This window comes from Clostridium drakei (genome assembly GCF_000633595.2).
Classification (GTDB): Bacteria; Bacillota; Clostridia; order Clostridiales; family Clostridiaceae; genus Clostridium_AM; species Clostridium_AM drakei.
In genome coordinates this window covers 24,774-30,775 of sequence record NZ_JIBU02000070.1, presented here as the reverse complement: position 1 = coordinate 30,775, position 6,002 = coordinate 24,774, and the positions used below count along the sequence as shown (strand labels likewise).

The 6,002-nt window shown below is 32.4% G+C and carries 6 protein-coding genes, 5 tRNA genes and 1 riboswitch; of the genes, 10 read left to right on the top strand and 1 reads right to left on the bottom strand.

The features are described from left to right. Positions 1–145 precede the first annotated feature (145 nt). The 3 genes from EG57_RS0223595 (at position 146) to mreB (ending at position 2,368) form a co-directional block, all read left to right on the top strand. Positions 146–871, top strand: a complete 726-nt coding sequence (locus EG57_RS0223595) for a M23 family metallopeptidase (protein WP_032079532.1) — start codon at positions 146–148, stop codon at positions 869–871. Between the two features lie 108 nt (positions 872–979). Then, the gene (spoIIID, locus tag EG57_RS0223590; protein WP_007063637.1) at positions 980–1,234 is read left to right on the top strand and encodes a sporulation transcriptional regulator SpoIIID; all 255 of its coding nucleotides are present in this window, start codon (positions 980–982) and stop codon (positions 1,232–1,234) included. 102 nt (positions 1,235–1,336) lie between these two features. Further along, on the top strand, positions 1,337–2,368 hold the full coding sequence (gene mreB / locus EG57_RS0223585) for a rod shape-determining protein (protein WP_029159205.1): 1,032 nt from the start codon (positions 1,337–1,339) through the stop codon (positions 2,366–2,368). Between the two features lie 148 nt (positions 2,369–2,516). On the opposite strand, the gene yyaC is transcribed toward mreB, so the two are convergent. After that, positions 2,517–3,056 carry a spore protease YyaC gene (yyaC, locus tag EG57_RS0223580; protein ID WP_032079531.1) on the bottom strand — a complete coding sequence of 180 codons (540 nt, stop codon included), beginning with the start codon at positions 3,054–3,056 and terminating at the stop codon, positions 2,517–2,519. Positions 3,057–3,188: 132 nt separating this feature from the next. On the opposite strand from yyaC, the gene EG57_RS25605 reads away from it, so the two are divergent. From EG57_RS25605 to metK, 7 genes are all read left to right on the top strand, one after another. Next, entirely contained in the window at positions 3,189–3,839 is a 651-nt protein-coding gene (locus EG57_RS25605) for a hypothetical protein (RefSeq protein ID WP_052038066.1), read from the top strand. A 202-nt stretch (positions 3,840–4,041) separates the two neighbouring features. Further along, a tRNA-Thr gene (locus EG57_RS0223570) sits at positions 4,042–4,117 on the top strand. Between the two features lie 5 nt (positions 4,118–4,122). Continuing rightward, positions 4,123–4,207, top strand: a tRNA-Tyr gene (locus tag EG57_RS0223565). 8 nt (positions 4,208–4,215) lie between these two features. Continuing rightward, positions 4,216–4,291: transfer RNA gene (locus EG57_RS0223560), tRNA-Val, on the top strand. A gap of 19 nt (positions 4,292–4,310) precedes the next feature. Further along, positions 4,311–4,386 (top strand) — tRNA-Thr (locus tag EG57_RS0223555). Positions 4,387–4,391: 5 nt separating this feature from the next. Further along, a tRNA-Tyr gene (locus tag EG57_RS0223550) sits at positions 4,392–4,476 on the top strand. A gap of 121 nt (positions 4,477–4,597) precedes the next feature. Beyond that, positions 4,598–4,701, top strand: a riboswitch (SAM riboswitch). A gap of 73 nt (positions 4,702–4,774) precedes the next feature. Beyond that, positions 4,775–5,950: a methionine adenosyltransferase gene (metK, locus tag EG57_RS0223545; protein ID WP_032079530.1), complete on the top strand. Its 1,176-nt coding sequence runs from the start codon at positions 4,775–4,777 to the stop codon at positions 5,948–5,950. Positions 5,951–6,002: the final 52 nt, after the last annotated feature.

The window sequence follows — 6,002 nt, the reverse complement described above, 5'->3', positions numbered from 1 at the left end:
CCGCCTTATTTTTAGAGAGCGACAGCAACAACGAGGCCCAAAGGCCTCTTTTTTATTTTAAGTACAAGAAAATAATAGAAATTTTTTTTATAAAATATGTATTTTTTACTATACTCTGGACAAACTACAAAAAGGAGGTGTTCATATGGACAAAAAATTTTTGAACAAAGTAACTAATTTTTTTAAGAAGGAGGGCTTTTATGTAATACTATTTGTTTGTTTATGTATTGTAGCTACAGTAGCAGTTTTAACTGCTAAGTCTAGCAAAAATGCTAACAATGCACTAATACAACAACAGAATACTCAAGCACAAGATAAAGCAAAAAAACAGACAGCTAAGGGAAACAATGAGTCATCTTTAAATTATGATAATGCCCTTCAAGTGAAAAAAGATTCTAAACCACAAGTAGTTGTACCTAAAAGTGAAACAAAATCACAGAGTGTATCTAATTCAGTTAGTACTTCTTTAAGTAAGCCAGTAGAAGGTAGTTTGGCAAGAGCTTATTCAGAAGATCCTGTATATTGGGAATCTACATCAAGCTATAGACCTAATCTTGGATTAGATATAAAAGCAGATTTAGGTAAACCAGTAATGGCTGCTATGGATGGAAAAATAGAAGAAATTGATACTGCTACTCAAGATGGTGTAAAGGTTGTTATAAATCATCAAAATGGATTAAAAACGGTTTATTCCAATTTAGATCAAAAGATAAAAGTTTCAAAAGATCAAAATGTAACTAAAGGTACAATTATAGGAACAGTGGGAAAAACTACATTGAGATCAGCTTATGAAAAATATGGGGATCACTTACATTTTGAAGTTTTAAAAGGAAATGGTTTTGTTGATCCAGCAAAGTATGTAAAATATTAATTTTTAAGCCGTTTTCTGATATGTTTATCGGAAAATGGCTAACCTGATGAATTTAAAAAATGTAAACAGCATATTTATAAATATAGAAGGATTAGGGAGGTAGCATCCTTGAAAGATTACATTGAAGAAAGAGTTTTAGAAGTAGCAAATTATATTATAGGTTCAAAGGCTACAATAAGAAAAACAGCCAAAGTTTTTGGAGTAAGTAAAAGCACTATACACAAAGATATGACAGAAAGGTTACCTAAAATAAATCCTCAAATTGCTAGAGAGGCTAAGACTATTCTGGACTATAATAAGGCAGAAAGACATATAAGAGGTGGAAAAGCAACAAAAATGAAGTATAAAGCTATTGAAGGTTAAAAACATTCCTATTATAATTAAATGAGTAGATATAATAAAAAGAGAAAAAATTAACATTTTTTATTATAAAAAAGCATGGAAAGATTAGGAGTGAGCATAGGAATGTTTTTTAGTATAGGAACTGATATGGGAATTGATTTAGGGACAGCCACAGTACTTGTTTATATTAAAGGCAGAGGGGTAATTTTAAAAGAACCTTCTGTAGTTGCTGTAGATAGAAGTAGAAATAAGGTATTAGCTGTAGGTGAAGAAGCATGGCAAATGATAGGTAGAACACCTGGAAATATTGTGGCAATTCGTCCTTTGAGAGATGGGGTTATATCTAATTATGATATAACAGAAAAAATGCTTAAGTATTTTATAACTAAAGCTTGTGGCAAAAAGAGAATGTCCGCACCAAGAGTAGTAGTGTGTGTTCCATGCGAGGCTACAGAAGTTGAAAAAAGAGCTGTAATTGATGCTGCCAAAAACGCTGGCGCAAAAAAAGTATTTTTAATTGAAGAACCGTTGGCAGCAGCTATTGGAGCAGGTCTTGACATAACAAAAGCAAGTGGAAATATGGTAATAGATATTGGAGGAGGTACTACTGATGTTGCAGTTATTTCTTTAGGTGGAATAGTTGTAAGAGCTTCCATAAAAGTTGCAGGAGACAAGTTTGATGAGGCTATCATGAAATATGTAAAAAAAGAGCATAAGCTAATGATTGGAGAAAGAACATCAGAGGACTTAAAAATAAATATAGGTTCTGCATTTAAAAGAGAAGAAAAAATGATTATGGAAATAAGGGGACGAGACTTAATTACAGGTCTTCCCAAAAATATAACAGTATCCTCAGATGAAATGAGGGAAGCATTGAAAGATGTAGTAAATTCTATAGCAGAAACAACTCATGCAGTGCTTGAAAGGACACCACCTGAACTGGCATCAGATATAGCCAATAAAGGTATAATTATGACTGGTGGAGGAGCGTTACTTAATGGTCTTAGCGATTTAATACAAGAGGTAACCAAGGTTCCAGTATGTGTAGCAGAAGATGCTGTGTCTTGTGTAGCATTGGGAACAGGAAAAGTATTAGAGTATTTAGATAAAATGGAAGTTACTTTTACTGGTGATGATATAACATTAATAGATTAAAATGAAAAGTAAAACCCCCCCATAAAGGCTGTGGGGGGTTTTTGCATATACAAAATTTTAATTTAATATAATAAGCATAATGTGAATCAACTTTTTAAAATTGCGGAAGTTTAGAGGATTATATATTAATAAGTATTAGAGTACATAATTATAATGTAAGTCTAGTATTATCATATAAATAGTAGGTGTGTATAAGAGAGTGAGTTATAACTTTAGCCATGTTCAATACTAAATTTAATCGTATATTATTACTGGTAAATATTTCATCATTATCATTAGAATCTACTATGCCTATCACAGAACATTCACCTACGTTAGGTAGAAACTTCCCAACACCTTTTCCGGGATGTACAGGATAATCTCTAGCTTGAATTTCTCCTATACTGGATTCGTCTCCGAGACAAGCGTCTATACCTATTATATTACTATATGGATATAATACCTTAATTTCTTTTAATTTCTTATCAATGTTTAATGCATGTATTGGCTCTGCAATAGTTCCATGTACAGGCAATGGAAAACCTTTAGTTTTCAATAGCGTACCTACTAGTGGGCCAAGGCAATCCCCGATGCATCTATCAGTTCCAATACATACTACAATAGTATTTTTGTTAATATATTCTTTTAAGAAACATGCAATTTTATAATATGATAATGGATCTTTATAATTAGATTTCACCCTATTCAAAAACTCACCTCCTATATCAATAATTAATTTATATGTAAATAGTTCTTAAAATATTAATGTATACAGAATAAAAAAAAGCTTTATGGTTATACTAAGAGAAAAGTGTTTGCATAATACAAGGAGGCTGATGGTATGAGTAAAAAAATTCTATCATTAATTGTAATTTTATGTACAACTATTTGTGTTGGTATAATGATTTATTCAAGCAAGGTAAATATTAATGAAAATTCAGTAAAAGGAAAAGTAGAAGTAATAAATGAAGATAAAAAAAGCAATAAAGAAAACAGCAAAAAACAAAATGCCCAAAATGAAAATAAAAGTAATATAAATGAGGAAGCTGGTAAAAAATCAATAGAGATAACAGATAGTTATAAAAAAAATAAAATTGAGGCTATAGAAGATAAAATAAATCAAGATAAGAATGAAGTTTTTTCCAAAGATAATAGTATCAATAGTAAAGAAAGTGAAATAGCTCAATCCAAGTATGATGATAATAAAAATAATACTAACTCAAACAATGAAAAGGATGTATCTATATTTAAAGTTTCAAAATCAGAAATAAAAGATGATTTAACTATTGCTGATAAAGAAAAACTGTTATCTATAGGAAGTAAATTATCAGCTGTTGATTATGAAAAAATAAACGAATATTTAAAAAATGGAAATAAAGAGGATATAAAAAATACTATAAAACTACTTAAAGAAAGATTATCTGATAAAGATTATAAGAAGGTACAGCAAGTAGCAGAAAAGTTTATAAATATGGATTTGGTTAATAAATAACAAGTCTTTTATATAAATATATGATAATTAAATGAATTATTATAAAAATATTTCAGTGCGATTTTAAGAGAAAAACGTAGAAATTTAAAACAATGAGAAGTAGGATTGATGAAATGGAGTGTTTTGAACTTGAAAATAGAACTGTAACAATGTATACTAATCCATGTTGAAGCCGTTAATGGTGTAAATTTAATAAGCATGTGCTGGCATAGCTCAGTTGGTAGAGCAACTGACTTGTAATCAGTAGGTCGAGGGTTCGAAGCCTTCTGCCAGCACCAAATACGGAGGAATTCCCGAGCGGCCAAAGGGGGCAGACTGTAAATCTGTTGTCATCGACTTCGATGGTTCGAATCCATCTTCCTCCACCATATTTAATGGGCGCATAGCTCAGCTGGGAGAGCATCTGCCTTACAAGCAGAGGGTCACAGGTTCGAGCCCTGTTGTGCCCACCATTAAAAATCAATATTGTATGCTGGCATAGCTCAGTTGGTAGAGCAACTGACTTGTAATCAGTAGGTCGAGGGTTCGAAGCCTTCTGCCAGCACCAAATGCGGAGGAATTCCCGAGCGGCCAAAGGGGGCAGACTGTAAATCTGTTGTCATCGACTTCGATGGTTCGAATCCATCTTCCTCCACCAAATAAAAGCACTAATAAGTGCTTTTGTTTTTTGTGAACAATAGTTTTTAAAGTCATATAAATATTGACACTAAAACTTAGTTGTGTTAACATGATGTAGAACGAATTACAAGTGAATAAAGCTCTTATCAAGAGAGGTGGAGGGAAAGGGCCCTATGAAACCCGGCAACCAACAGATACACTGTTAAGGTGCCAATTCCTGCAGTGATAATCTGCAAGATAAGAGAGTTGTTAAGCTTAATTAACCTCTTCTTATTAGGAGAGGTTTTATTTTTTTATAAAGAGAAGGGAGAGTACGTATGAGAAGATTATTTACGTCAGAATCGGTTACCGAAGGACATCCAGATAAAATGTGTGACCAGATTTCAGATGCTATTCTTGATGCTATATTAGAGCAGGATCCCAATGGGAGGGTAGCTTGTGAAACAGCTACTACTACAGGAATGGTTTTAGTTATGGGAGAAATATCAACTAAATGTTATGTAGATATTCCTAAAATAGTAAGAAAAACTGTAGAAGAAATAGGATATACTAGAGCTAAATTTGGTTTTGATTATGCTACATGTTCTGTAATTACTTCTATAGACGAGCAATCTGCAGATATAGCTATGGGAGTAGATGAAGCATTAGAATCTAAAAATGGCAAAATGGATAAAATAGAAGCTATAGGCGCAGGTGACCAAGGAATGATGTTTGGTTTTGCTACAAATGAAACAGCTGAATATATGCCTATGCCAATAAGCTTAGCACATAAGCTTTCAAGAAGATTAACTGAAGTTAGAAAAAATGGAACTTTAGGATATTTAAGACCAGATGGAAAAACTCAAGTTACAGTAGAATATGAGGACAACAGACCTGTTAGAATAGATACTATTGTAATATCCACACAGCACGACCCAGAAGCAACACATGATCAAATAGAAAAAGATATGATAGAACAAGTAATAAAACCAAATATTCCATCTGAGCTTTTAGATGAAGATACTAAATATTTTATAAATCCAACAGGAAGATTCGTTGTTGGAGGACCTCAGGGAGATTCGGGTTTAACAGGAAGAAAGATTATAGTTGATACTTATGGTGGATATGGAAGACATGGTGGTGGAGCTTTCTCAGGAAAAGATCCAACGAAAGTTGATAGATCTGCTGCATATGCTGCAAGATGGGTTGCTAAAAATCTTGTTGCAGCTGGAGTTGCAGATAAACTTGAAATACAGCTTGCATATGCTATTGGTGTAGCAAAGCCTGTATCTATAACAGTAGATACATTTGGAACAGGAAAGATATCTGAGGATAAAATAGTTGAAATAGTTAATAAAGTTTTTGACTTGAGACCAGCAGCTATTATAAGGGATTTGGATTTAAGAAGACCTATATACAAACAAGTTGCTGCTTATGGACATTTTGGAAGAACTGATATAAATGTACCATGGGAACAGTTAAACAAAGTTGAAGAAATAAAAAAATATTTATAAAAGTAAGCCCTTATGCATTAGCATAAGGGCTCTTTTTAATATTTAAATTGTT